Origin of the sequence: Nitrosospira sp. Nsp11, from assembly GCF_900142705.1 — a bacterium.
Lineage (GTDB): Bacteria > Pseudomonadota > Gammaproteobacteria > Burkholderiales > Nitrosomonadaceae > Nitrosospira.
Genome location: NZ_FRBV01000003.1, coordinates 23,115 through 48,212, shown reverse-complemented (window position 1 = coordinate 48,212; position 25,098 = coordinate 23,115). Strand labels below are relative to the sequence as shown.

The window sequence follows — 25,098 nt, the reverse complement described above, 5'->3', positions numbered from 1 at the left end:
TCATGGCGCGGCAAAATCAGAAATCCATTCACAGGGGTGGCGAGCTATCCAGCTTCAGCAGCTGCTCTTTCAGCTTCACCAGCGTTGCACCAAAATTGCCAAGCCTGTTTTTTTCCTGCTCCACCACCTTGGCGGGGGCACGCTCGATAAAGCTGTTATTGGCAAGTTTGCTCTCCGCCTTGGCGACTTCTGCTTCGATGCGACCAATTTCCCGGGCCAGTCGTTCGCGCTCGGCCACTATATCCACTTCGATTTTAAGCATCAATCGAAATTCGCCCACGATTGCCACTGGCGCATCGGCGTGGGGCAAGCTGTCGCGCACGATTTCGACACTTGAGAGTTTAGCCAGCGCCATCAGGTAAGGAACAAATTCAGCGAGCGTTTGCTCATCTCCTGCAGCCAGCAGGGGAACCCTCGATGCTGGAGACAGATTCATTTCGCCGCGCAAGGTTCGGCAGGCGTTGATCATTTCCTTGAGTGCGGCGATCCGGCCGGTTGCATCTTCGCTGATCTTCCCGGGATCGGCTTTGGGATATGGCTGCATCATGATGCTCTCGCCTTGCTTGCCGGCCAGCGGCGCGATGTTTTGCCACAACTCTTCAGTAATAAAGGGAATAATGGGATGAGCCAGCCGTAATGTCGCCTCCAATACGCGCGCCAGCGTGCGGCGGGTGGCGCGCTGTGCAGCAGCGCTGCCGTCATTCAACTGTACTTTGGCAAACTCCAGATACCAGTCACAATACTCATCCCAGACTAATTCATAGATTTCCCGTGCCGCCATATCGAAGCGGTAATCGCGATAAGCCTGAGTGACCGCAAGTTCCGCCAATTGCAAACGGCTGATGACCCACCTGTCGGCATCGGAATATTCCAAGGCCGACACTTCATTGGATTCCAAGGTCAGACTTGCGGCCAAACCGGTATCTTTTCCCTCGCAATTCATTAAAACGTAGCGACTGGCATTCCACAGCTTGTTACAAAAATTCCGGTAGCCCTCGCAGCGCTGCATATCGAATTTTATATCCCGGCCATGAGAGGCGAGACTGGCAAACGTAAAACGCAGCGCATCGGCGCCGAATGCGGGAATGCCTGCAGGGAAATGCTTCCGCGTGATTTTTTCGATGGATTCGGCCTGTGCGGGGTTCATGAGACCTGTGGTGCGTTTGGAAATCAAGTCCGGCAAGGCGATGCCGTCGATGAGATCCAGCGGGTCCAGCACGTTGCCTTTGGACTTGCTCATCTTATGCCCTTCCGCATCGCGTATCAGTCCGGTTATATACACCTCCCTGAACGGCACTTTGCCGGTGAAATACAGCGACATCATCACCATGCGCGCCACCCAGAAAAAGATGATGTCAAAACCCGTGATCAAAACCGACGTTGGCAGAAAAGTCCGGAGTTCAGGTGTTTCTCCGGGCCAGCCCAAAGTGGAGAATGGCCATAGCGCCGATGAAAACCAGGTATCGAGCACGTCCTCGTCCTGGATGAGCTTGCGTTCACCAGCCAGCCGCTGCGCTTCCTCCAGGCTGTGCGCGACAAAGATGTTGTTGTCCTCGTCATACCAGGCTGGAATCCGGTGCCCCCACCACAATTGACGCGAAATACACCAGTCCTGGATGTTTTCGAGCCATTGGTTGTATACATGACTCCAGTTTTCCGGAATGAAACTGACTTCACCGCTCGCTACCACTTTCAGCCCGGCTTTGGCGAGACCATCCATCTCCACATACCATTGATCGGTGAGCATGGGCTCGATTACCGCGTGGGTTCGGTCTCCGCGCGGGACCATAAGCTTGTGCGGCCTGGTCTCAATCAGCAGACCTTGTCCTTCCAGATCGGAAATAATTTTTTTGCGAGCATCCGAACGGTCCATGCCCTGATACTGCGTGGGTGCCAACTCGTTGATTTTTCCGTCCAGCGTGAGAATACTGAGCGGAATAAGCTCATGCCGCTTCCCGACCTGGTAGTCATTGAAATCATGCGCGGGGGTAATTTTCAAGCAGCCGGTACCAAATTCCGGATCGACATAAGCATCGGCGATTATAGGAATACTTCGCTCACACAATGGAAGGCGCACGTGGCGACCGATCAGGTGGCGGTAACGGAGGTCATCCGGATGCACGGCAACGGCCATATCACCCAGCATGGTTTCGGGACGTGTCGTGGCGACGATTACTCTTGTGGACGCTCTGTCGTCCAGATCTATTTCCCCGTCCTTCTCGAGTGGATAGAGAATATGCCAGAGAGATCCTTCCTCCTCGACGGATATCACTTCCAGATCGGAAACCGCGGTCTGCAGCACCGGGTCCCAATTCACCAGCCGTTTGCCACGATAGATGAGGCCATCGCGATAAAGCCGGACGAATGCTTCGGTAACGGCTCGGGATAATCCTGAATCCATGGTGAAGCGTTCGCGCGACCAGTCGCAGGAAGCACCCAGGCGCCTCATCTGGCGACTGATGGTGGAGCCGGATTCCGTTTTCCATTGCCATACGCGCTCAATGAATTCTTCCCGCCCCAGGTCGCGGCGATCGATATTCTGCTGATCCAGTTGGCGTTCTACGACAATTTGCGTTGCAATGCCGGCGTGATCTGTGCCGGGCTGCCATAGCGTGTTTTCCCCGCACATGCGGTGATAACGCGAAAGCGCATCCATCAAGGTATGCTGGAAAGCGTGGCCCATGTGCAGTGTGCCGGTTACGTTCGGGGGGGGCAGCATAATACAGTAGGCAGGAACTATCCCTGTTTGAGCGGGTGTCCCATCGGGCATGGATTTGAAATAGCCGGCGGATTCCCAACGCGAATACCAGCGGTTTTCGATGGTGCGGGGATTAAAGCTTTTTTCGAGTTCCATGGATATTGACGGGGAAGGCGGAAAACCGGCAATTATAACGGAAGGTGCGGATGCAAACAGTGACGGTTATCGTCAGGTGACGTTTATCCTGAAGCGGTGGCCAACCGGGATGAGGCTAAGCTGATGCACGCGCGGTGGCCGGAAGCCGCTCAGAGTCCGAACAAGCGGGATTCCAGCGCCTGAACCAATATTTTTCTCGCGTCGGCATTCAGGTCGACCTCCGCGTCCCCAAGCGCGGAATCCAGAATTTGCGCCAGTAGCGATGTAATATCAGGCTGAGGCGACAGCATTTCAGGGGCCAGATACACCATTTCAGTCAGCGTTGGTATCTCGTCTACTGCTATCAACGACCTCTGCTCTAATGCTAATGCGGTTCCGTGAGCAGCAATATGAAAAGCCTCGGCTTTGCCATCCGTTTCAACCGAGGCTGGAGCCGATGGGTTGCCCTGGTGCTTGCGCAGCAACGCTTCGAGCTTGCTCAGGATTTCGTTGTAATCAGCTTCTGGCGTCGTTTCATCGCTGCTGTTTGTCATGGAAGTGCCGGATTTCGCGAATAGTTGAAAGGGTGCCTGGAGAGAAGAACATCCGGCGGAAAGAGGTGATGCAGGATATATTCCCGCATCTGACTCAATCTGGGTTTAACTATACCGCTCCAAGCTTATGATGGCGAATTTCATATCCCCGATCCTGATAGAAGCGATAGCGTTTTCGCGCCGCTTGCGTATCTTCCGGCGTAGTGCCGGCGATTTCGATCAAGCGCCGGAAGCGGCTGAAGAACGAAGGATTTTCAGGATCCAGGTTGAGCAGGACATCATTATGTGGAAGATTCGCGGCGTAGCCGAGTATTACCGGTGTGGCATCGGCCAACTTGTCGTCAGCACGGCAGTGAGGAATAAAGTCGATTGAAGAAAAAGTCCAAAGAAGTTTATCCAGCCGCTCGATCATTGTTATATCGGTTGAATAAATCATTACCTTGAAGCCTTTCCGCAACGCTTTGGCAACGAGACGGCAAGCGGTATGAAGTTTATCCTCGCTGCCGGAATAGAAGTCGATCTCGGTCATGCCAGTCTATTTCGATTTATGCTCGGCAGGCCCTTTTTTCGCCGCCCGCCCGATCAGGAATTGTGTCAGCAGAGGCACAGGTCGGCCTGTGGCCCCTTTTTCCTTGCCGGATTTCCAGGCAGTACCCGCTATGTCCAGGTGAGCCCATCGATATTTCTTCGTGAAACGCGACAGGAAGCAGGCCGCGGTAATGGTTCCGGCGGCGCGGCCACCGATGTTGGCGATATCGGCAAAATTACTTTTCAATTGCTCCTGGTACTCGTCCCATAATGGCAGTCGCCAAGCGGGATCTGCTGCTTGACCGGAAGCCTGCAGCAATTCCTCTGCCAGTTCTTCATCTGTGCTGAGTAATCCCGACGCAACATGGCCGAGGGCGATGACACAAGCACCGGTAAGGGTCGCAATATCTATTACGGTCTCGGGTTCATAGCGCTCGGCATAAGTCAGCGCATCGCACAGGATCAGCCGTCCTTCAGCATCAGTATTGAGAATTTCCACGGTTTGCCCGGACATGCTGGTAACGACATCCGCGGGCCTGGTGGCATTGCCACCAGGCATATTTTCGGTGGTGGGTATGATGCCGATCACGTTGACGGGAAGTCGCATTTTTGCCACCGCGGTAATGGTGCCGAGCACGCTGGCTGCGCCGCACATGTCGTACTTCATTTCATCCATCTCCGCTGCGGGCTTCAAGGAAATGCCGCCGGTATCAAAAGTGACGCCCTTGCCCACCAGCACGACCGGTTTTTCCTTCTTCGTTCGCCCCCAGTATTCCAGCGCGATCAGCTTGGCGGGCTGGTGACTGCCGCGGGCAACGGCCAGCAATGCGCCCATGCCGAGCTTCTCCATGTCCTTCTGCTCCAGAACGGTAACCTTGAGCTTATAAGCCTTGGCCACGTCGATGGCCTGCTCCGCCAGGTAGGTCGGGGTACAGATGTTGGGCGCAAGATTGCCTAGATCTTTGGCAAGATTCATGCCATCGGCAATGGCAAGGCCCTGCTGAAGGGCTTCTTCGCTGGTGGCAAGTTTTATGCGGCCGCCGTCGCTCAGGGTGCAAAGCGTGACCTTACGAAGAGGCGGTTTAGTTTCTTCAACCTGGCTTTTGAGTCGATCGAAGCGATACCTGCTTTCCATCGCGATAATGGCGGTTTGTGAAATTTTCCATGCGGTTTCACGGTTTTTGACCGGTACCTCATTCAAAAACAGGGCGGCGTCCGTAGCGCCTGTGCCATGCAATGCCTTGAACGCGCTGCGTACCACATCGCAGTATGCTTTATCGCTGAGCTCTTGTTCCTTGCCGAGTCCCACCAGGAGTATTCGCTCGCACAAGGTGTTGGGCACGTTGTGCAGAACCAGTGCAGAGCCTGTCTTACCCTCCATATCGCCGCTGCGCAATAGTCCGCCGATATACCCATCGGCGATCTTGTCCATGGCTTCTGCCGCTTCAGTCAATTTGCGCGGCTCGAATACGCCCACCACCACGCACGCGCTGCGCTGCTTCTCCGGGTTTCCGCTTTTTATATTAAATTTCACCACTTGCTCCTTGATCAGGGGTCTTGCCGGCAGATTACTCAAGCCGGATAATGGCTGATTATCGCCGGACTGTCGGCATAAAGTCAAAGCGGACAGAAAACTGTTACAGCTGTTTACAAAGCCTCTATGACTACTGAATTCTCTGCCCCAGGCGGCGGTAAGCAAGATGAATAAGCGATCTCAATATTGTCATGATGAAGCCTAAGGCTGTTCAAAAATCAGCAAACAACTATCAGGCAAAGCTTGCTGCCCCATTTGCCGTACTCGGTCTTCGCGTCGAAGAAGACTGGCTCACCGATATAGCGTACCTGCCCGTCGACACGCCTTTACTTGCGCCGCGTACTGCTTTGGCCAAGGAAGTCTGCGAGCAGCTGCAGGCGTATCTGGCTGATCCGGCCTTTGTATTCGATCTATCGATGCACATTGGCGGCACTGTCCATCAGCGGCGGGTATGGCGTGCCATTCAGGATATTTCCAGCGGGACCACCCGCAGTTATGGCGATATCGCTGCACAACTGCATTCTGCCCCGCGTGCCGTGGGGCAGGCATGCGGAGCCAACCGGCTGCCGATAATTATTCCGTGTCATCGCGTTATTGCAAAAAACGGCGGGCTGGGGGGGTTTATGAATGCGAGCGACGGCGTCCCGCTTACTATCAAGCGCTGGCTATTGCACCATGAAGGTGCCTGAGCTTGACTCATGCTTGCTGGACGAGTTCTCGGATGCCTTATGGCTGGAAGACGGTTTGTCACGTAATACATTGGAAAGCTACCGCAGCGATCTGCAACAATTCAGCCAATGGCTTGCCAAGCAGAAAGAGCGAAAACAGAGTGATAGCTTGCTGGTGGCGGCGACGCATCCCGATCTGCTGGAGTTTCTTGCCTGTAAGGTTTCCGCCAGGGTAAAGGCGAGCACCACCAGCCGCGAACTGTCGAGTTTAAAGCGGTTCTATCGTTTCCTGTTACGCCAGGGAAGAATTCGGGCTGATCCAAGTCTCAATATCGATACGCCCAAACTGCCCCGTAATTTGCCCGCGAGCCTGACTGAGGCGGATGTGGAAGCATTGCTTGATGCGCCTGATGTCAAGACTCCATTAGGATTGCGTGATCGCACCATGCTTGAGGTGCTATACGCGAGCGGACTGCGGGTATCCGAGCTGATCAGCCTGGAAAGCCCACAAATCAGCCTGAACATGGGCATTGTACGAGTGATCGGCAAGGGCGGGAAAGAACGGCTGACGCCTTTGGGTGAGGACGCGCTAGAGTGGGTAGCTCGCTACACTAGAGAGACTAGACCGGGGTTGCTGAAAGGGAGATTGAGTAACGCGCTGTTCGTCACCACCCGTGGCTCGGCCATGACACGCCAGGCTTTCTGGTATCTGATCAAACGTTATGCGCAGCAGGCCGGTATCGCCAAGCCGCTGTCGCCACACACATTGCGCCATGCTTTTGCTACGCATCTGCTGAATCATGGTGCTGATTTACGCGTGGTGCAATTGCTGCTGGGCCATGCAGATATTTCCACCACGCAAATCTATACTCACGTTGCGCGCGAACGGTTGAAGCGTATTCATGCCCTGCATCATCCACGAGGATGATTGATAGCTTTTCACCCATTCTCTGCTAGAGTTAGCTTAAGCGAGTTGCTGATATGCAGAAATTATCTGCACTCCACATAACTTTACCGACAAATAAGGGGAAAATCATGCGTAATCAATTATCAATTATTTCAATGGCGCTGGTCTTGACAATGGGTGGCTGTGCTAGCACGCCCGAAACGCAGAATAATAGAGCTCGAGACACGGCTATAGGCGCAGGGATCGGTGCGAGTACAGGCGCAATAATTGGCGTTCTTGCAGGCAAAGGGACGGGTGCGGCGATTGGCGCGGCAGCGGGTGCCGGTCTTGGGGCTATTGCCGGGAATGTATGGTCCAGGAGAATGGAACAGCAAAAAAAGGAAATGGAACAAGCTACCTCCGGTACGGGTGTACAAGTCGTCAAGACATCGGATAACCGCCTGAAGCTGGATATCCCCAGCGATATTTCATTTGATACCGGCCGCGCGGAGATCAAATATGATTTCAAACCGGTACTGGATAGCTTCGCGACGAGCCTGAGCAATAATACTGCTTCCCAGGTAACGATCATTGGACATACCGACAACTCGGGTAGCGATGCAATCAATAATCCCTTATCTATTAACCGCGCGGCCAGCACGCGGGATTATTTGGTGAGCCGGGGTGTTTCTTCGAATCGCATCAATATTGATGGTCGTGGTTCGCGTGAGCCTCTAGTCGCCAACGATACGCCCGCAAACAGAGCTAAAAACCGTCGTGTCGAAATTTTTGTGGCTGAGCCGCAAGCCGCTTCAGAGTAGGACCGCCGGCGTTTGCAACGCAATAAATAACCCGTGGATAAAATGGAACTGGCTGCATCGTCTCTTACGCCTTGGAGGGCGCAAATTGAAAGCACCAGCTTTCCATGGGGCGCATTTGGCTATGCGATGTCATGGACCGGCAGGCAAATCCCTTACGGGTATGCGCCAGATAAATGCAACCAGGATAATACCCAGCATAGCCAGCATCACCTGATGCCAGACAGATGGCATCATCAGGATGGAACTGCCGAATGATATCGCCAGCAGGAAGTAAACCCAGCGCTTCACCCGCCGTGGAATGCTACGATGTTCAACCCACTCTCGGATGATCGGACCTGCAACGCGATTAGCCAGAAGCCTGTCATGGAAGTGTTTCGAGCTACGCGCGAAGCAGGCCGCGGCCAGCAGTACAAAAGGAGTGGTAGGCAATATCGGCAGCACTACGCCTGCCACAGCAAGTATCAGCGCAGCGAACCCCGCTGCCAGGTAGAGATACCGTACGACAGGCGAATCGTGCAACCGTATCAACGACGGCTCTTGCTGCTCCTGGCATACCTCATCGTTCAAACGCTCTTGCATATGCGTAGGCTTAATGGAAATGTTGACGAGTTTAAAAATTTAATCGCTCTTTTATCAAGCCGTGGGCGGTTAGCCGGTATAATAAGGTTTGAGGGCGTCCAAATACTAATTCAATTCTTGGGGCAATCATGTCTAAAGTAAACGCACTGATCAATTTGAGCATACTACTATTGGGCATGGTTTTATTGCCCCAGGCTGCATTTTCTGAAACCAGGCAAGGAGCGTCCAACGTGACCGAACTTATAAAAGAAGATACCAAAATCGGTACTGGCGAAGAGGCGGTCGTCGGCAAGGCGGTTGAAGTGCATTATACCGGCTGGCTTTACGATCCCAGCGCGGCTGATAAAAAAGGAACAAAATTCGATAGCTCGCGTGATCGCGGCACGCCTTTTTCGTTTTTGCTGGGCGCGGGCCGCGTAATCAAAGGCTGGGATCGAGGTGTGGCCGGCATGAAGGTGGGGGGGCAGCGAACTTTGATCATTCCCGCCGATATGGCCTATGGCGCACAAGGGGCGGGTAAGGTCATTCCACCGAACGCGGCACTGATTTTTGAGGTTGAGCTATTAGGCTTGCGCCAAGGATCTACACACTGATTATCCCGGCGATGAGGTGTTGGCATCTTATCAAGATGATTAATTCAGGGTGATTGAATCAGACTATTCACTATCTTGAATAGCCGCGGTTGCCAAGCAAAAAACCCTGAAATGCACATTGACTTATCAACTTAAAGCATTCACAATTGGCAGTTTCGTTTGGAGGGGTTCCCGAGCGGTCAAAGGGATCAGACTGTAAATCTGACGGCTCTGCCTTCGAAGGTTCGAATCCTTCCCCCTCCACCAAATCAGGTGGTGTATATAGGTATGGCAGAGCTGCGAGGCGCTGGCAACTTCTGCAATCCTGATGAGCCCGGCTTTAGATAGCGGGCGACGCATGGTGGTGCGCGACGCCTTTTCTCTGATGAGTTGATTGGGCGCTTCAATCCAGATCGATGGCTAGATGCGGGTGTAGCTCAATGGTAGAGCAGAAGCCTTCCAAGCTTACGACGAGGGTTCGATTCCCTTCACCCGCTCCAGATTCGGGCCAGAGAAAAGCTAAAAGTATTGGCAAATTATTGCAGGATACTGAAGGCGAGTGACAGGTTTTAGGCAGGAAGACGCTTGCCCATGTAGCTCAGTGGCAGAGCACTCCCTTGGTAAGGGAGAGGTCGCCAGTTCAATCCTGGCCATGGGCTCCATAGGACGTGAATATAAAAGGTGCTTTAAAAAGGAACGATCATGGCAAAGAGTAAATTTGAGCGGACGAAGCCGCACGTAAACGTTGGCACGATAGGGCATGTGGATCATGGCAAGACCACATTAACGGCGGCGATCACCATGGTATTGACGAAGAAGTTTGGTGGTGAGGCGAAGAGTTACGCGCAGATTGACTCGGCGCCGGAAGAGAAGGCGCGAGGCATCACCATCAACACATCGCACGTAGAGTACGAGACGGTGAAGCGTCACTATGCGCACGTTGACTGTCCGGGCCACGCCGACTACGTCAAGAACATGATTACCGGTGCTGCGCAGATGGATGGCGCGATACTGGTCGTATCGGCTGCGGACGGACCGATGCCGCAGACCCGCGAACACATACTTCTGGCGCGTCAGGTAGGGGTTCCCTACATAGTTGTCTACATGAACAAAGCGGACATGGTAGACGACGACGAACTGCTGGAACTGGTGGAAATGGAAGTACGGGAACTGTTGTCCAAATACAACTTTCCGGGAGACGACACCCCCATCATCATCGGTTCTGCCCTCAAAGCACTCGAAGGCGATCAGAGCGACATAGGCGAGCCCTCCATATTCAAGCTGGCGGATGCGCTCGACAGCTACATTCCTGAGCCTGTTCGCGCGATAGACGGCCCCTTCCTGATGCCGGTGGAAGACGTTTTCTCCATCTCCGGACGCGGCACCGTAGTCACTGGACGAGTAGAGCGCGGCATCGTCAAGGTAGGCGAGGAAATCGAGATAGTGGGACTCAAGCCCACCATCAAGACAGTATGTACCGGCGTGGAGATGTTCAGGAAACTGCTGGACCAGGGGCAGGCGGGCGACAACGTTGGCGTATTGCTGCGAGGCACCAAGCGAGAAGACGTCGAGCGTGGTCAGGTATTGGCCAAGCCTGGCACCATCAACCCGCACACCAAATTCACCGCCGAGATATACGTACTGAGCAAAGAAGAAGGTGGGCGTCACACCCCGTTTTTCCAGGGCTATCGGCCCCAGTTCTACTTTCGCACCACCGACGTAACGGGTGCGATTGAATTGCCTGCGGGCACCGAGATGGTCATGCCGGGCGACAACGTCTCCGTGACGGTCAACCTGATTGCGCCGATTGCGATGGAAGAAGGTCTGCGTTTTGCCATTCGCGAGGGCGGCAGAACCGTTGGCGCAGGCGTGGTGGCAAAGATTATAGAGTGACGTCGCCGAGACCGTTCCAAACGTTGAAGACCTTTGTATTCATGTCCGAAATACAGGCCAGTAGCTCAATTGGCAGAGCGTCGGTCTCCAAAACCGAAGGTTGGGGGTTCGATGCCCTCCTGGCCTGCCACCCTAAGAGATGCTATTGAAAATCATAGCTTACTGCATATTTTTCTAGGGAAGCAAAGCTTCATAATACCACCAACACATTGCATGAAGAGCTGAGGTTGCAAATTGTATGATCAGCTCCTGCACCGCTTCATTTACTGATAAGTATCACAGGCAGAGTGGGATAGAGTAGTGGATAAGATCAAGTTGGGATTCGCGCTTCTGCTGTTGATCTCGGGTATTGCCGGTTTCTATTACCTGCGCGAAAGTGCCATGGTAATACGCGTCATTTCCGTACTCGCTGGTATCGTTCTTGCGGCGGTGGTGGTCTGGTTTACTACCCAAGGCAAACAGTTCTATGCGTTCAGTAGAGAGTCATCGGAAGAAACCCGGAAAGTTGTATGGCCGACCCGTAAAGAGACGATGCAAACTACCGGAATAGTTTTTGGTTTTGTTCTGGTAATGGCTCTGTTTTTATGGATGGTGGACGCGGGCTTGTTGATGGCGGTGAAATATCTGATGGGACAGGAGGGGTGATGGATAAGAAGTGGTATGTGGTTCATGCCTACTCCGGATTCGAGAAGGGTGTGCAGCGCGCGTTGAAGGAACGAATAAATCGTGCCGGGATGCAGGAAAAATTTGGGCAAATACTTGTTCCGGTGGAAGAAGTCATTGAGATGAAAGGCGGCCAGAAGAATCTCAGCGAACGGAAATTTTTTCCTGGCTATGTACTGGTCGAGATGGAGATGACCGATGAGACATGGCACCTGGTCAAAAATACGGCCAAGGTGACGGGCTTTATCGGGGGTTCGGCCATGAAGCCGACACCCATCAGCGACAAGGAAGTGCAGAATATCCTTCATCAGATTCAGGAAGGGGTGGAGAAACCCAAGCCTAAGGTTCTTTTTGAAACGGGCGAGGCAGTGCGCGTCAAGGAAGGGCCATTCACCGATTTTCACGGTAACGTGGAAGATGTCAATTATGACAAGAGCAAAATCAGGGTGTCGGTTTCTATTTTCGGCCGACCCACGCCGGTGGAACTGGATTTCAGCCAAGTCGAAAAAGCCTAAATATGGAATGGAATGGGTTGGCGCTCAGGATTGAGTACGCTGCCCTGTTTGTTGTTAACGCGGGGAGAGCTTAACGTTCGTTTGTACCCAAAAGGAGAGTTATTGTGGCAAAGAAGATAGTCGGTTATATCAAATTGCAAGTCGCGGCAGGCAAAGCCAACCCGAGTCCACCGATAGGCCCTGCGCTTGGCCAGCGAGGGTTGAATATCATGGAATTTTGTAAGGCGTTTAACGCCGCGACCCAGAAAATGGAAGTTGGGCTGCCGGTGCCGGTTGTTATAACCGCTTACGCCGACAAGAGCTTCACTTTCATCATGAAAACCACGCCGGCGACCGTTCTGATAAAGAAAGCAGTGGGCGTCAGCAAGGGTAGTCCCAAGCCTCATACTGATAAAATAGGTCGGTTGACACGGAAACAGGCAGAAGAAATCGCACAAATAAAAACGCCGGATCTGACAGCGGCCGACATGGACGCCGCAGTGCGCACTATCGCCGGCAGTGCCCGCAGCATGGGCGTCGAAGTGGAGGGCATATAAATGGCGCGCGTATCTAAACGTTTCAAGGCGATTATTGAAAAAGTTGATCGCAGCAAGTTTTATCCCCTGCCGGACGCCCTCAAGATCATCAAGGAAACCGCCACCGCAAAATTTGACGAGTCTATCGATGTGGCTGTCAATTTAGGTATTGATGCAAAGAAATCCGACCAGGCTGTTCGTGGTTCAGTGGTTCTGCCCGCAGGCATTGGCAAAACAGTGCGAGTAGCGGTATTTGCCCAGGGTGATAAGGCTAAGGAGGCTCTTGCAGCCGGCGCGGATATTGTCGGGTTTGAAGATCTCGCGGAACAGATCAAAGCAGGCAACATAGATTTTGATGTCGCTATCGCAAGCCCGGATGCCATGCGCATTGTTGGACAATTGGGGCAGATACTGGGGCCGCGCGGGTTGATGCCCAATCCCAAGGTGGGCACGGTGACTCCGGATGTTGCGGGTGCGGTAAAAAACGCCAAGGCGGGCCAAGTGCAATATCGTGCTGATAAAGCTGGCATCGTTCAGTGCACTATCGGCCGTGCATCGTTTACCGTGGACGCGCTGATACAAAATATGCTGGCGCTGGTGGATGCGCTCAACAGGTCTAAACCCGCCGCCTCCAAAGGCGTTTATCTTAGAAAGATTTCGGTTTCCAGTACCATGGGAACAGGCGTCCGAGTGGATCAGGCTAACATGCGTTAAGTTTTAATGGATTTATTTGCAAGACTTTGGGCCGCCGAAAAGGCATGCTGTATCTAGCGTGTTGTACCTGTTCGGCGGGTTGTCAAAGACCGTTGGGGTTGTTGAGCAATGGCAGAGCGTAACGATAAGCTGTGTATCAGTCTATTGAATGCAAACTATTGCTTGGAACTTAATCGCAAATAGAGATGGGAGAGAGGCTCAGCAGCGTTTGCATCGCTTTCGCTTCTGTTTTTTTTCATCTCAGGCGCCCAGCGCAGATGGCGTGCCCCAAAACAGGAACAGATTAAGCTCCTGATTTAAGGTCGCCGGTTCGCGATAGTTGAGTAGGTTGTCGGGTTTTGGTTCTGAGTTTTATGAGTTTACCAATACCACAAGCTGAGCTCGCGTCGCATTTTAACTGATGGAGAATGCCCTTGAGTCTAAATTTGGAAGAAAAGAAAGCAGTAATCGCTGAAGTAAGCGCTCAGGTGGCGAATGCGCAGGCAATCATTATCGCAGAGTACCGTGGTCTTACCGTTGGACATATGACGCAATTGCGCGCGAAGGCGCGTCAATCGGGAATATATTTTAGGGTCGTCAAAAACTCGCTTGCGCGTAGAGCAATTTCAGATACACCATTTTCGAAGCTTTCCGGGCATATGGTCGGTCCGCTTGTCTATGGTATCGGAAGTGACCCGGTTGCGGCGGCCAAGGTGCTGTACGAGTTTTCCAGGACCAATGACAAATTGGTGATCAAAGCTGGCGCCATGGCTAATTTGCTGATGTCCAGCAATGACGTCGCAAGCCTTGCTTCTCTCCCAAGCCGTGACGAGTTGCTTGCGAAACTGTTAGGTACGATGCAAGCGCCCATCGCTAATTTTGTTCGAACACTCAACGAAGTGCCTACCCGTTTTGTCCGGGGCCTTGCAGCGGTCCGTGACCAGAAACAAGCTGCCTAGTCCGGTATTAGTATTTCGAGATCGTAATCAATCAGGTTAATTATCAGGAGAAAACCATGGCGATAGCCAAAGCAGAAATTTTAGAATCGATTGCAAATATGACTGTGCTGGAACTTTCTCAGCTGATTAAGGAAATGGAAGAGAAATTTGGCGTCTCCGCCGCCGCCGCTACCGTCATGGCGGCTGCTCCCGCCGCCGGTGCTGCTGCCGCGGCTGCGGAAGAGCAAACGGAATTTACCGTAATGCTGACTGCCGTAGGCGATAGCAAGGTAAATGTGATTAAAGTAGTGCGCGCGGTTACCGGACTGGGCTTGAAAGAAGCGAAAGATCTGGTGGACGGTGCACCCAAGGCAGTCAAGGAAGGTATCGCCAAAGCCGATGCGGAAGCCATCCAGAAACAGTTGACCGAAGCCGGCGCAACTGCTGAAATTAAATAAGATAAAACGATAAGACCAGCTGGCGGCGTGAAAGACGCCGTCAGATACTGGCTATTTTAAGTTCGGATTTCCGCATTTTTATGCGCCAGAACACTCAGCACGGTAGCTAAAACCAGGTACTCTGCTCCAATTTTCTGTCCATCTGTCTTCTGACCCCCCCCCGGAGAGATTCCATGAGCTATTCGTTTACCGAGAAAAAACGTATTCGGAAAAGTTTCGCAAAGCGCGCCAGCGTTTTGCCGATTCCCTTTCTTCTCGCTACTCAAATCGAGTCTTACGCAGCTTTTCTGCAAGCTCAAGTCGACCCTGATTTTCGCGCCACTGAGGGATTGCAGGCCGCGTTTATGTCGATTTTTCCGATCGAGAGCCATTCCAAAAATGCCCGCCTCGACTTCGTTAATTACGTGCTTGGCATGCCGCCGTTTGATGTCAAGGAATGTCAGCAGCGTGGCCTTACCTACGCTTCTCCCTTGCGGGCAAAAGTCCGCTTGACGATCATGGATAAGGAGGCTTCCAAGCCAACCGTGAAGGAGGTAAAGGAGCAGGAAGTCTACATGGGCGAGATTCCGCTCATGACCACCACAGGTTCGTTCGTTATCAATGGAACAGAGCGTGTGATCGTGTCTCAACTGCATCGCTCACCCGGGGTATTTTTCGAGCATGATCGGGGTAAAACGCATTCGTCCGGTAAACTGCTCTTTTCTGCGCGCATTATTCCCTATCGCGGTTCCTGGCTGGATTTCGAGTTTGACCCCAAGGACTATCTCTATTTCCGCGTCGACCGCCGTCGTAAAATGCCAATTACTGTTTTGCTCAAGGCAATAGGCTATACGCCAGAGCAAATTCTTGCGGGTTTCTTTTCATTTGATACCTTCCACCTGCCGCAGAAGGGTATCCTGTTTGAATTGATACCGGAACGTTTGCGTGGCGATACCGCCCGTTTCGATATCGTCTCCAAAAGCGGCAAAATTATTGTTCAGAAAGACAAGCGTATCACCGTCAAGCACGTTCGTGAAATGCAGCAAGCCGGCATAGATAAACTTGCGGTTTCGGAAGACTTTTTGCTAGGCCGCATATTGGGCCATAATGTGGTGGATAAGGAAACAGGTGAAGTCCTCGCGCTTGCCAACGACGAGATCACGGAAACTCTGCTCGCCAAATTGCGCGAGGCGGATATAAAAGAAATCCACACCATTTATACAAACGATCTTGATCAGGGCGCTTATATATCGCAAACACTGAGAATAGACGAGACCGCCGACCAGATGGCCGCGCAGGTAGCCATCTACCGGATGATGCGTCCCGGTGAACCACCCACCGAAGACGCTGTCAAGGCGTTGTTCAACGGATTGTTCTACGCACCCGAACGCTATGATCTTTCAGTGGTGGGGCGGATGAAATTCAATCGCCGCATAGGCAAGACTGAACTGGATGGTTCTACAACGTTGTCTAATGACGACATTATTGCAGTGATCAGGATTCTGGTCGAACTGCGCAATGGCCGTGGTGAAATCGACGATATCGATCACCTGGGTAATCGTCGCGTGCGTTCGGTCGGTGAACTTGCGGAAAATCAATTTCGTTCTGGCCTGGTGCGGGTCGAAAGAGCGGTAAAGGAGCGGCTCAGCCAGGCTGAGTCAGATAATCTGATGCCGCATGACTTGATTAACGCGAAGCCGGTATCGGCTGCGGTGCGCGAGTTTTTTGGTTCCAGCCAGCTATCGCAATTCATGGACCAGACCAATCCGCTTTCGGAAATCACGCATAAACGCCGTGTGTCCGCGTTGGGCCCGGGCGGTTTGACGCGCGAGCGGGCAGGATTTGAGGTGCGCGATGTACACCCCACTCACTATGGCCGCGTATGTCCGATTGAAACACCGGAAGGCCCCAACATCGGGCTGATAAATTCATTGGCGCTGTATGCCCGGACCAATGAATATGGCTTCATGGAAACCCCGTACAGTAAAGTGAAGGACGGCCATGTAACCGAAGAGATTGACTATCTGTCGGCCATTGAAGAAGGTCAATTTGTGATTGCCCAGGCAAATGCAGAGCTGGATAGCGATGGCAATTTTACCAACGACATTGTTTCCTGCCGTCATAAGAACGAATTTACGCTTTCAAGTCCGGACCGGATCGAGTACATGGATGTGGCGCCCGCTCAGATCGTGTCGGTAGCGGCGTCGTTGATTCCATTTCTGGAACACGATGACGCCAATCGCGCGCTGATGGGCTCCAACATGCAACGGCAGGCGGTTCCCTGCCTGCGCGCAGAGAAGCCTCTGGTTGGCACCGGTATCGAACGGGTAGTGGCGGTGGATTCAGGAACAGCGGTAAAGGCGGTGCGAGGCGGCATCGTGGATTATGTGGATGCGAGCCGTATCGTGGTTCGGGTACATGATATTGAAACCCGCGTGGGCGAAGTGGGTGTGGACATATACAATCTGATCAAATACACCCGTTCCAATCAGAATACCAATATTAACCAGCGGCCCCTGGTGAAAGTAGGCGACATCATTGCGCGTGGCGATGTTGTGGCGGATGGCGCCTCCACGGACAAGGGTGAACTGGCGCTGGGGCAGAACATGTTGGTGGCATTTATGCCATGGAATGGCTACAACTTTGAGGATTCGATTCTCATCTCTGAGCGTATCGTTGCCAATGACCGTTTCACGTCTATCCATATCGAAGAACTGTCGGTGGTGAGCCGTGATACAAAACTGGGAACGGAAGAAATCACAGGTGATATTTCCAACTTGTCGGAAGTACAACTCGGACGTCTGGATGCTTCTGGCATCGTTCATATCGGTGCGGAAGTGGAGGCTGGCGACGTATTGGTAGGAAAGGTCACCCCCAAGGGCGAAACTCAATTGACACCTGAAGAAAAGCTTCTGCGCGCTATTTTTGGCGAGAAAGCTTCTGACGTCAAGGATACGTCGTTACGGGTGCCATCCGGTATTTCCGGTACAGTCATTGATGTGCAGGTCTTTACCCGGGAAGGTATAGAACGTGACAAGCGCGCCCAGCAGATCATCGATGATGAGCTGAAGCGATACAAGAAGGATCTGGCTGACCAGATGCGGATTGTGGAAGGGGACGCATTTGAGCGTATCGAGCGCTTGCTCAAGGGTAAGATTGCAACTGGCGGGCCTAAAAAGCTCGTCAAGGGCGCACCCGTCACCAAGGAATATCTCGATAGTATAGATCCGCATCACTGGTTCGATATTCGTCTTTCTGATGAGGAGGCAAGCCTGCAGCTCGAACAGATCGAGGAAGGTTTGTCCCAGAAACGCAAAGCGTTCGATGACGCTTTTGAGGAGAAGAAAAAGAAACTTACGCAAGGTGATGAATTGCCGCCAGGCGTGCAGAAAATGGTTAAGGTTTATGTCGCCGTAAAGCGCCGGCTCCAGCCGGGAGATAAAATGGCTGGGCGCCATGGGAATAAGGGTGTTATTTCGAAGATAGTGCCGGTAGAAGATATGCCCTACATGGCGGATGGCACACCGGTCGATGTAGTACTGAACCCCTTGGGTGTACCGTCGCGCATGAACGTGGGCCAGATTCTGGAAACCCATCTTGGATGGGCAGCGAAAGGATTGGGAACGAAGATCGGCGATATGCTTCGCGCGGGCAGCCGGACCGCCGAGATCCGGGATTTTCTCGACAAGATCTATAACACGAGTGGCAAGCAAGAGGATATCGCTTCGCTTACGGACGCGGAGATCCTCGACTTGGCGGAAAATCTCGTGGATGGCGTGCCGTTCGCAACCCCTGTGTTCGATGGCGCTACCGAACACGAAATCAAAGATATGCTGGAGCTTGCCGGCTTCCCTAGATCCGGTCAGGTGACGCTTCATGACGGCCGAACCGGTGAGGCGTTCGACCGCCCTGTGACGGTAGGCTATATGCATGTGCTGAAGTTGCATCATCTGGTGGACGATAAAATGCATGCGCGGTCAACCGGCCCCTATAGCCTGGTAACGCAGCAGCCTCTTGGCGGTAAGGCTCAGTTCGGCGGTCAGCGTTTTGGTGAAATGGAAGTATGGGCACTGGAAGCGTACGGCGCCGCCTATACCCTGCAGGAAATGTTGACGGTCAAGTCCGACGATGTGAATGGGCGCACCAAGGTGTACGAGAGTATTGTCAAGGGCGACCACAAGATCGACGCAGGCATGCCGGAATCATTCAACGTGCTGGTGAAGGAAATCCGTTCACTGGCAATGGATATTGATTTGGATCGGCATTAGCCATGTTGTGTAGAGGTACGGAGAAGGGTTATTTTTTTCCTCGCTTTTCCACCGGAAATTTTATGTATCGATCCCTGATCAACAGGAGTGACAAATGAAAGCACTGCTTGATTTATTCAAACAGGTTACCCAGAAGGAAGAGTTCGATTCGATCAAGATCGGTCTGGCTTCTCCCGAGAAAATACGCTCTTGGTCCTATGGTGAAGTCAAGAAGCCGGAAACCATCAATTACCGTACGTTCAAGCCGGAACGAGATGGTCTGTTCTGCGCAAAGATCTTCGGCCCGGTAAAGGATTATGAGTGTCTGTGCGGAAAATATAAACGTCTGAAACATCGTGGTGTTATCTGCGAGAAATGCGGTGTGGAAGTTACGCTGTCGAAGGTTCGGCGCGAGCGTATGGGTCATATCGAACTGGCTTCGCCGGTAGCGCATATCTGGTTCCTGAAATCGTTGCCATCTCGCTTGGGCATGGTTCTGGATATGACTTTACGTGATATCGAGCGTGTACTCTATTTTGAAGCTTATGTGGTAACGGATCCCGGCATGACGCCTCTTCAGCGGTGTCAGCTTTTGACGGATGACGACTATCGCGCCAAAACGGAAGAATATGGCGACGATTTTCGTGCGAGCATGGGTGCGGAAGGTGTGCGCGATTTATTGGGGAATCTCAACATTCGCGTTGAGATTGATAATCTTCGGCGCGAGATGGGTACAACCGGCTCCGAAACGAAGATGAAGAAAATCTCCAAGCGCTTGAAAGTATTGGAGGCATTCTGTAAGTCCGGGATTAAACCGGAGTGGATGGTTTTGGCGGTCCTGCCCGTGCTGCCGCCCGAGTTGCGCCCGTTGGTGCCGCTGGACGGCGGACGCTTCGCCACTTCTGATCTGAATGACTTGTATCGTCGCGTTATAAACCGCAACAATCGCTTGAAGCGTTTGCTTGAGTTGAAGGCGCCGGAAATTATCGTGCGCAACGAGAAACGCATGCTGCAGGAGGCGGTTGATTCGTTGCTGGATAACGGCCGTCGTGGCAAAGCCATGACTGGCGCCAACAAGCGGCCGTTAAAATCACTTGCCGATATGATCAAGGGCAAAGGGGGGCGGTTCCGCCAAAATCTGCTGGGTAAACGTGTAGATTACTCCGGGCGCTCGGTAATTGTGGTGGGCCCGCAGCTCAAATTGCACCAATGCGGCTTGCCGAAAAAAATGGCATTGGAATTGTTCAAGCCGTTTATCTTCAATAAACTCGAAATAATGGGTATCGCGAGCACCATAAAAGCGGCCAAACGCGAGGTAGAAAACGAGAGCCCTGTCGTTTGGGATATTCTTGAGGACGTTATTCGCCAGCATCCGGTAATGCTGAACCGGGCTCCTACATTGCATCGGCTTGGAATTCAGGCATTCGAACCGGTGTTGATCGAAGGCAAGGCAATCCAGTTGCATCCATTGGTATGCGCGGCATTCAACGCCGACTTCGACGGTGACCAGATGGCGGTCCACGTGCCGTTATCGCTGGAAGCACAAATGGAATGTCGCACGCTCATGATGTCGACCAACAATGTCTTGTCGCCGGCAAATGGAGAGCCGGTCATCGTGCCATCTCAGGATATCGTGTTGGGGCTGTACTACACCACACGGGAAAAGATCAATGCTCGCGGCGAAGGTATGATGTTTTCCAACATCAGCGAAGTTTCTCGGGCCTACGAGAGCCGCATAATTGAACTGAATGCCAGAATTACGGTGAGAATCAAGGAGTATGACGTAGACGCCGATGGCGAACGTCATGAGAAAACTACGCGTTATGACACCACTGTTGGGCGAGCGCTACTGTCTGAAATTCTCCCCGCCGGGTTGCCTTTTCCGCTGATGAACAAAGTGCTCAAGAAGAAGGAGATTTCCAAGCTCATTAATGCCAGCTTCCGTCGCTGCGGACTTCGCGAAACAGTCATTTTTGCGGACAAATTGATGTATGCGGGGTTCACTTACGCAACACGCGCAGGAATATCGATCTGCCTGGACGACATGCTGACGCCGGTACAGAAGAATGACATCATCGGCGCATCGGAAAGGGAAGTGCAGGAGATTGAGGTTCAGTACACTTCTGGTTTGGTGACACAGGGCGAACGCTATAACAAGGTAGTGGATATATGGGGTCGTGCTGGCGATCAGGTGGCTAAAGCCATGATGGATCAGCTGGGAGTCGAGCCTATAATCGATCTGGAAACCGGAGAAGTCAAAAAAGACAAGAAAGGCAAGGCACTGACACAAGAATCCTTCAATTCGATTTATATGATGGCGGATTCGGGTGCGCGGGGTTCCGCTGCACAGATTCGCCAATTGGCGGGTATGCGCGGCTTGATGGCCAAGCCTGATGGTTCGATCATCGAGACGCCCATCACAGCGAACTTCCGCGAAGGGTTGAACGTGCTGCAGTATTTTATTTCAACGCATGGTGCACGCAAAGGTCTGGCCGATACCGCACTGAAGACCGCCAACTCCGGTTATCTTACCCGTCGCTTGGTCGATGTGACACAGGATCTTGTGGTGACCCAGGACGACTGCGGCACGAGTAATGGCGTCGTAATGAAGGCCTTGGTCGAAGGTGGCGAAGTCATTGAAGCACTACGAGAACGCATACTTGGACGGGTAGTCGCCAACGATGTAATCAACCCGGAGCATCAAGCCGTGATTTATCCGGCCGGCGCGCTACTGGACGAGAGTGCGGTCGATACTATTGAAGCATTGGGTATAGATGAGGTAAAAGTACGCACTCCGCTGACCTGCGAAACTCGTTATGGTTTATGTGCCAAGTGTTATGGACGTGACCTGGGGCGCGGCACTCCCGTAAACGTAGGTGAAGCCGTGGGGGTGATTGCTGCCCAGTCAATTGGTGAGCCAGGTACTCAGCTCACGATGCGCACATTCCACATCGGGGGCGCTGCTTCCAGAACCGCTGTAGCAAGCCAGGTCGAGAGCAAGTCCAACGGCATTGTGCGTTATTCCCCAACCATGCGTTACGTTACCAATTCGCGCAGCGAGCTGATCGCAATTTCCCGGAGCGGCGAAGTAGTGGTACATGATGATAACGGCCGCGAGCGTGAACGCCATAAAGCGCCTTATGGAGCGACATTGCTGATCCGCGACGGTGAAGTGGTCAAAGCGGGGCAGGTCCTGGCGGCGTGGGATCCGCATACCCGCCCCATCATTACAGAATACGCCGGCAAGATTCGCTTCGAGAACGTGGAAGAAGGCGTGACGGTGGCCAAGCAGATAGACGAAGTAACCGGTTTATCTACGCTTGTAGTGATTGATCCGAAGCGGCGTGGCGTGGTGCAGACCAAGGGTTTGCGTCCGATGGTGAAGCTTCTGGATGAAGAGGGAAAGGAAGTGCGGCTCGCAGGTAGCGTTTTATCGGTCAGCATCACTTTCCAGATCGGCTCCGTTATTACGGTCCGGGATGGGCAACAGGTCAGCGTGGGTGAAGTACTGGCTCGTATCCCGCAGGAAAGTTCAAAAACGCGCGACATCACCGGCGGCCTGCCTCGTGTCGCGGAATTGTTTGAAGCGCGCTCTCCGAAGGATGCTGGCGTGTTGGCGGAGGTCACCGGTATTGTGTCCTTCGGCAAGGATACCAAGGGTAAACAGCGCCTGGTAATTACCGATCTGGACGGGATCTCGCATGAGTATCTGATCCCCAAGGAAAAGCACGTCACAGCCCACGATGGACAAGTGGTGAATAAAGGGGAGAGCATCGTCGATGGGCCCGCCGATCCGCATGATATCCTCCGCTTGCTAGGCGTAGAAGCGCTTGCACGCTATATCACTGACGAGGTCCAGGATGTGTATCGACTGCAAGGCGTCAAGATCAATGACAAACACATCGAAGTGATCGTGCGCCAGATGTTGCGGCGTATACAAATTGTGGATGCGGGGGATACACGCTTTATTCCAGGTGAGCAAGTTGAACGGGCGGACCTGTTGTCGGAAAACGAAAGGGTGGTGGCCGAGGACAAACAACCGGCGTCCTATGAATTCATGCTTCTGGGTATCACCAAGGCGTCGCTTTCCACCGATTCGTTCATTTCCGCGGCTTCCTTTCAGGAAACCACACGTGTGCTAACCGAAGCGGCTATCATGGGCAAGCGGGATGACCTGCGAGGCTTAAAAGAAAATGTTATCGTCGGTCGGCTTATCCCTGCAGGCACGGGCCTTGCCTTCCATAATACCCGCAAGAAACAGAAACTGTTGTTAAATGCAGGAGAGAAGATAGGTTTGGGAGAGGAAGATGCAGGAGAAATGCGGAATAGTGGATATACTGTCTAACGAATAAAGGGATTGGATCAGCGACAGCCATGCGAGATAACGCCAACATCATATTTGTGTCTGGTGGAAAACTTAATTATGCCCATTGATATTGACGCGATAATTGCCGAGACACGTGGCAAAAACTTCGAGCTCTACGAAGATTATGTTAATCCGGTATTCGTCAAAGTCTTACGCACGCTCGGTTTCAATCGAACGTGGGTGAGAGGCGAGGGACCTTATCTTTGGGATGAGCACGGCACGCGCTACCTTGATTTCCTGACCAACTGGGGCGTTTTCAATTTTGGACGCCGTCATCCTGCCATTCGCGGCGCCTTGCAGCAGGTGCTGGACACCGATTTCCCCGGATGGATCGGTTTCGACGCTCCACCCCTTGCGGCTGCGCTGGCACGCGAACTCGTGAAGCGCATGTCGCCTGGTCTGGACACTGTTTATTTCAGCAACTCGGGAACCGAAGCGATCGAAGCAGCGATCAAATTCGCGCGTGCCTATACAGGGCGGCCCTGCACCGCTCATCTTGCTAAAGCCTTCCATGGTCTGACCATGGGGGCGCTATCTCTAAATGGAGAAGCGAGTTTCCGGAGGGGTTTCGAGCCGATGCTTCCCGGTAGCTCGGAAGTATATCTTGGGGATCTCGCGGGTCTTGAGTCACGTCTTGCCCGGGGCGATGTTGCTGCCTTTGTCCTTGAGCCTATTCAGGGCAAGGGCGTTAATATCGCCAGTAACGAGTATCTACTCGGCGCTCAGGAGTTGTGCCGGAAATACGGTACCTTATTGATTTGTGACGAAGTTCAATCGGGTATGGGGCGGACTGGGCGCTTTCTCGCCAGCCAATGGGTCGAGGGACTCCGCCCTGATATCATCTGTCTCTCCAAAGCGCTTTCGGGTGGTTATATCCCGCTGGGTGCGACTATTACGCGCCGCGCTGTTTATGATAGTGTTTACGATGGCATGCATCGGGCGATTGTTCATGCTTCGACGTTCGGTATGGGTAATATGGCAATGGCGGCCGGCCTGGCCTCGCTCAGCGTTCTGGACGATGAGAAGCTAATGGATCGGGCCATTGAGCTCGGTGCACGTTTTCGCACGGGTATCGAGGCCATGGTGCCCCGCTTCGAATTTCTGAAGGGCGTGCGTCAACGTGGCCTAATGATCGCCATTGAGTTCGGTCAACCCGAATCGATGTCTCTCAGGGCGGCCTGGGCTATGGTCAACAAGATGGATGAGAATCTTTTCGCCCAAGCGATCGTTCTTCCGCTCCTGGACGATCATCATATCTTGACTCAGGTAGCGGGACACGCCATGCCCATCGTAAAAATTCTTCCACCCTTGAATATCAGCGAAGCTGATGTGGATTGGTTCCTGGAAGCGCTAGAGGATGTGATGGTAAAATTGCACAAGTTTCCCGGACCAGCGTGGGAGGTATTGAAGAAGCTGGGCAACCACGCGCTTACCGCAAAGCGGCGCGAAGTTCGCGCTGCCTCCACCTGACGTTAAATACCGGATACTGGATATGCCGCGACTCGGTTCCGTGTAGATCATCCATACGGACGCCGACAAACACAGAGTCTGGCTTTCTGGCGAATGTGGGGACTAGGACTACTGAAGTAGGCTTGTTCAGCCGCAGGCGCCTGATAGATATACTATTGGTGCTCTTCGCCAGGCAACTATAAGCTCGATCCAGATCACAGGCTCTGCCGCCATTATGCTGTCGGCAGCTATACCATGAATGCATCGTCCTGCCAGAAAGCCTGTCGGTCAGACGCATGCCGGTTATCCAAATAAGAGTAAGAGGGATGGCCAAAGACCATTTGGAACAGACGTTTAAGGTTTTAAGAATTGTATTTTCACCAGAAATCAAAAAAGACTTTAGCTTG

General features: G+C 52.9%; 19 protein-coding genes and 4 tRNA genes. 18 read left to right on the top strand and 5 right to left on the bottom strand.

The annotated features are described in order from the left end of the window. Positions 1 to 28 precede the first annotated feature (28 nt). The 4 genes from BUA28_RS05585 to BUA28_RS05570 all read right to left on the bottom strand — a co-directional run bounded on the left by BUA28_RS05585 (position 29) and on the right by BUA28_RS05570 (position 5,449). Positions 29 to 2,854 (bottom strand): valine--tRNA ligase, encoded by a 2,826-nt coding sequence (locus BUA28_RS05585; RefSeq protein WP_072767146.1) that lies wholly within the window; start codon positions 2,852 to 2,854, stop codon positions 29 to 31. Positions 2,855 to 3,003: 149 nt separating this feature from the next. Next, positions 3,004 to 3,387 (bottom strand): hypothetical protein, encoded by a 384-nt coding sequence (locus BUA28_RS05580; protein WP_072767145.1) that lies wholly within the window; start codon positions 3,385 to 3,387, stop codon positions 3,004 to 3,006. 109 nt (positions 3,388 to 3,496) lie between these two features. Continuing rightward, complete coding sequence (locus BUA28_RS05575) at positions 3,497 to 3,916, bottom strand: DNA polymerase III subunit chi (RefSeq protein WP_072767144.1); 420 nt, start codon at positions 3,914 to 3,916, stop codon at positions 3,497 to 3,499. Between the two features lie 6 nt (positions 3,917 to 3,922). Continuing rightward, entirely contained in the window at positions 3,923 to 5,449 is a 1,527-nt protein-coding gene (locus BUA28_RS05570) for a leucyl aminopeptidase (RefSeq protein ID WP_072767143.1), read from the bottom strand. A 191-nt stretch (positions 5,450 to 5,640) separates the two neighbouring features. Here BUA28_RS05570 and BUA28_RS05565 point away from each other — a divergent pair, with 191 nt between their 5' ends. The 3 genes from BUA28_RS05565 (at position 5,641) to BUA28_RS05555 (ending at position 7,824) form a co-directional block, all read left to right on the top strand. Continuing rightward, entirely contained in the window at positions 5,641 to 6,138 is a 498-nt protein-coding gene (locus BUA28_RS05565; RefSeq protein ID WP_072767142.1) for a methylated-DNA--[protein]-cysteine S-methyltransferase, read from the top strand. Further along, entirely contained in the window at positions 6,125 to 7,045 is a 921-nt protein-coding gene (xerD, locus tag BUA28_RS05560; RefSeq protein WP_072767141.1) for a site-specific tyrosine recombinase XerD, read from the top strand. Before BUA28_RS05565 ends, xerD begins: the two co-directional genes overlap by 14 nt. Positions 7,046 to 7,152: 107 nt before the next feature. Further along, positions 7,153 to 7,824, top strand: a complete 672-nt coding sequence (locus BUA28_RS05555) for a YiaD family glycine zipper/OmpA-like lipoprotein (RefSeq protein WP_072767140.1) — start codon at positions 7,153 to 7,155, stop codon at positions 7,822 to 7,824. Positions 7,825 to 7,953: 129 nt separating this feature from the next. On the opposite strand, the gene BUA28_RS05550 is transcribed toward BUA28_RS05555, so the two are convergent. After that, on the bottom strand, positions 7,954 to 8,403 hold the full coding sequence (locus BUA28_RS05550) for a YbaN family protein (RefSeq protein ID WP_072767139.1): 450 nt from the start codon (positions 8,401 to 8,403) through the stop codon (positions 7,954 to 7,956). A 128-nt stretch (positions 8,404 to 8,531) separates the two neighbouring features. Here BUA28_RS05550 and BUA28_RS05545 point away from each other — a divergent pair, with 128 nt between their 5' ends. The 15 genes from BUA28_RS05545 (at position 8,532) to BUA28_RS05475 (ending at position 24,712) form a co-directional block, all read left to right on the top strand. Next, a complete protein-coding gene (locus BUA28_RS05545; RefSeq protein ID WP_072767138.1) occupies positions 8,532 to 8,996 on the top strand; it encodes an FKBP-type peptidyl-prolyl cis-trans isomerase in 465 nt (154 codons plus the stop codon). A 161-nt stretch (positions 8,997 to 9,157) separates the two neighbouring features. Then, positions 9,158 to 9,242 (top strand) — tRNA-Tyr (locus tag BUA28_RS05540). A gap of 159 nt (positions 9,243 to 9,401) precedes the next feature. Next, positions 9,402 to 9,475: transfer RNA gene (locus tag BUA28_RS05535), tRNA-Gly, on the top strand. An 87-nt stretch (positions 9,476 to 9,562) separates the two neighbouring features. Then, a tRNA-Thr gene (locus BUA28_RS05530) sits at positions 9,563 to 9,637 on the top strand. 40 nt (positions 9,638 to 9,677) lie between these two features. After that, complete coding sequence (gene tuf, locus BUA28_RS05525; protein ID WP_072767128.1) at positions 9,678 to 10,868, top strand: elongation factor Tu; 1,191 nt, start codon at positions 9,678 to 9,680, stop codon at positions 10,866 to 10,868. Between the two features lie 54 nt (positions 10,869 to 10,922). Continuing rightward, positions 10,923 to 10,998: transfer RNA gene (locus tag BUA28_RS05520), tRNA-Trp, on the top strand. Between the two features lie 170 nt (positions 10,999 to 11,168). After that, positions 11,169 to 11,513, top strand: a complete 345-nt coding sequence (gene secE, locus BUA28_RS05515; RefSeq protein WP_072767137.1) for a preprotein translocase subunit SecE — start codon at positions 11,169 to 11,171, stop codon at positions 11,511 to 11,513. Then, complete coding sequence (gene nusG / locus BUA28_RS05510; RefSeq protein WP_025042210.1) at positions 11,513 to 12,046, top strand: transcription termination/antitermination protein NusG; 534 nt, start codon at positions 11,513 to 11,515, stop codon at positions 12,044 to 12,046. The genes secE and nusG overlap by 1 nt, the downstream gene beginning before the upstream one ends. A gap of 104 nt (positions 12,047 to 12,150) precedes the next feature. Beyond that, positions 12,151 to 12,582, top strand: coding sequence for a 50S ribosomal protein L11 (rplK, locus tag BUA28_RS05505; protein ID WP_072767136.1), 432 nt, complete (start codon positions 12,151 to 12,153; stop codon positions 12,580 to 12,582). Then, positions 12,583 to 13,275 (top strand): 50S ribosomal protein L1, encoded by a 693-nt coding sequence (gene rplA, locus BUA28_RS05500; RefSeq protein WP_072767135.1) that lies wholly within the window; start codon positions 12,583 to 12,585, stop codon positions 13,273 to 13,275. A 413-nt stretch (positions 13,276 to 13,688) separates the two neighbouring features. Beyond that, positions 13,689 to 14,213, top strand: a complete 525-nt coding sequence (gene rplJ, locus BUA28_RS05495; protein WP_072767134.1) for a 50S ribosomal protein L10 — start codon at positions 13,689 to 13,691, stop codon at positions 14,211 to 14,213. Between the two features lie 56 nt (positions 14,214 to 14,269). Continuing rightward, complete coding sequence (rplL, locus tag BUA28_RS05490) at positions 14,270 to 14,650, top strand: 50S ribosomal protein L7/L12 (protein ID WP_072767133.1); 381 nt, start codon at positions 14,270 to 14,272, stop codon at positions 14,648 to 14,650. Between the two features lie 173 nt (positions 14,651 to 14,823). Continuing rightward, on the top strand, positions 14,824 to 18,897 hold the full coding sequence (rpoB, locus tag BUA28_RS05485) for a DNA-directed RNA polymerase subunit beta (RefSeq protein ID WP_072767132.1): 4,074 nt from the start codon (positions 14,824 to 14,826) through the stop codon (positions 18,895 to 18,897). Positions 18,898 to 18,991: 94 nt separating this feature from the next. Beyond that, positions 18,992 to 23,221 carry a DNA-directed RNA polymerase subunit beta' gene (rpoC, locus tag BUA28_RS05480; protein ID WP_072767131.1) on the top strand — a complete coding sequence of 1,410 codons (4,230 nt, stop codon included), beginning with the start codon at positions 18,992 to 18,994 and terminating at the stop codon, positions 23,219 to 23,221. 78 nt (positions 23,222 to 23,299) lie between these two features. Next, entirely contained in the window at positions 23,300 to 24,712 is a 1,413-nt protein-coding gene (locus BUA28_RS05475; RefSeq protein WP_072767130.1) for an aspartate aminotransferase family protein, read from the top strand. The last annotated feature ends 386 nt before the right edge of the window (positions 24,713 to 25,098 follow it).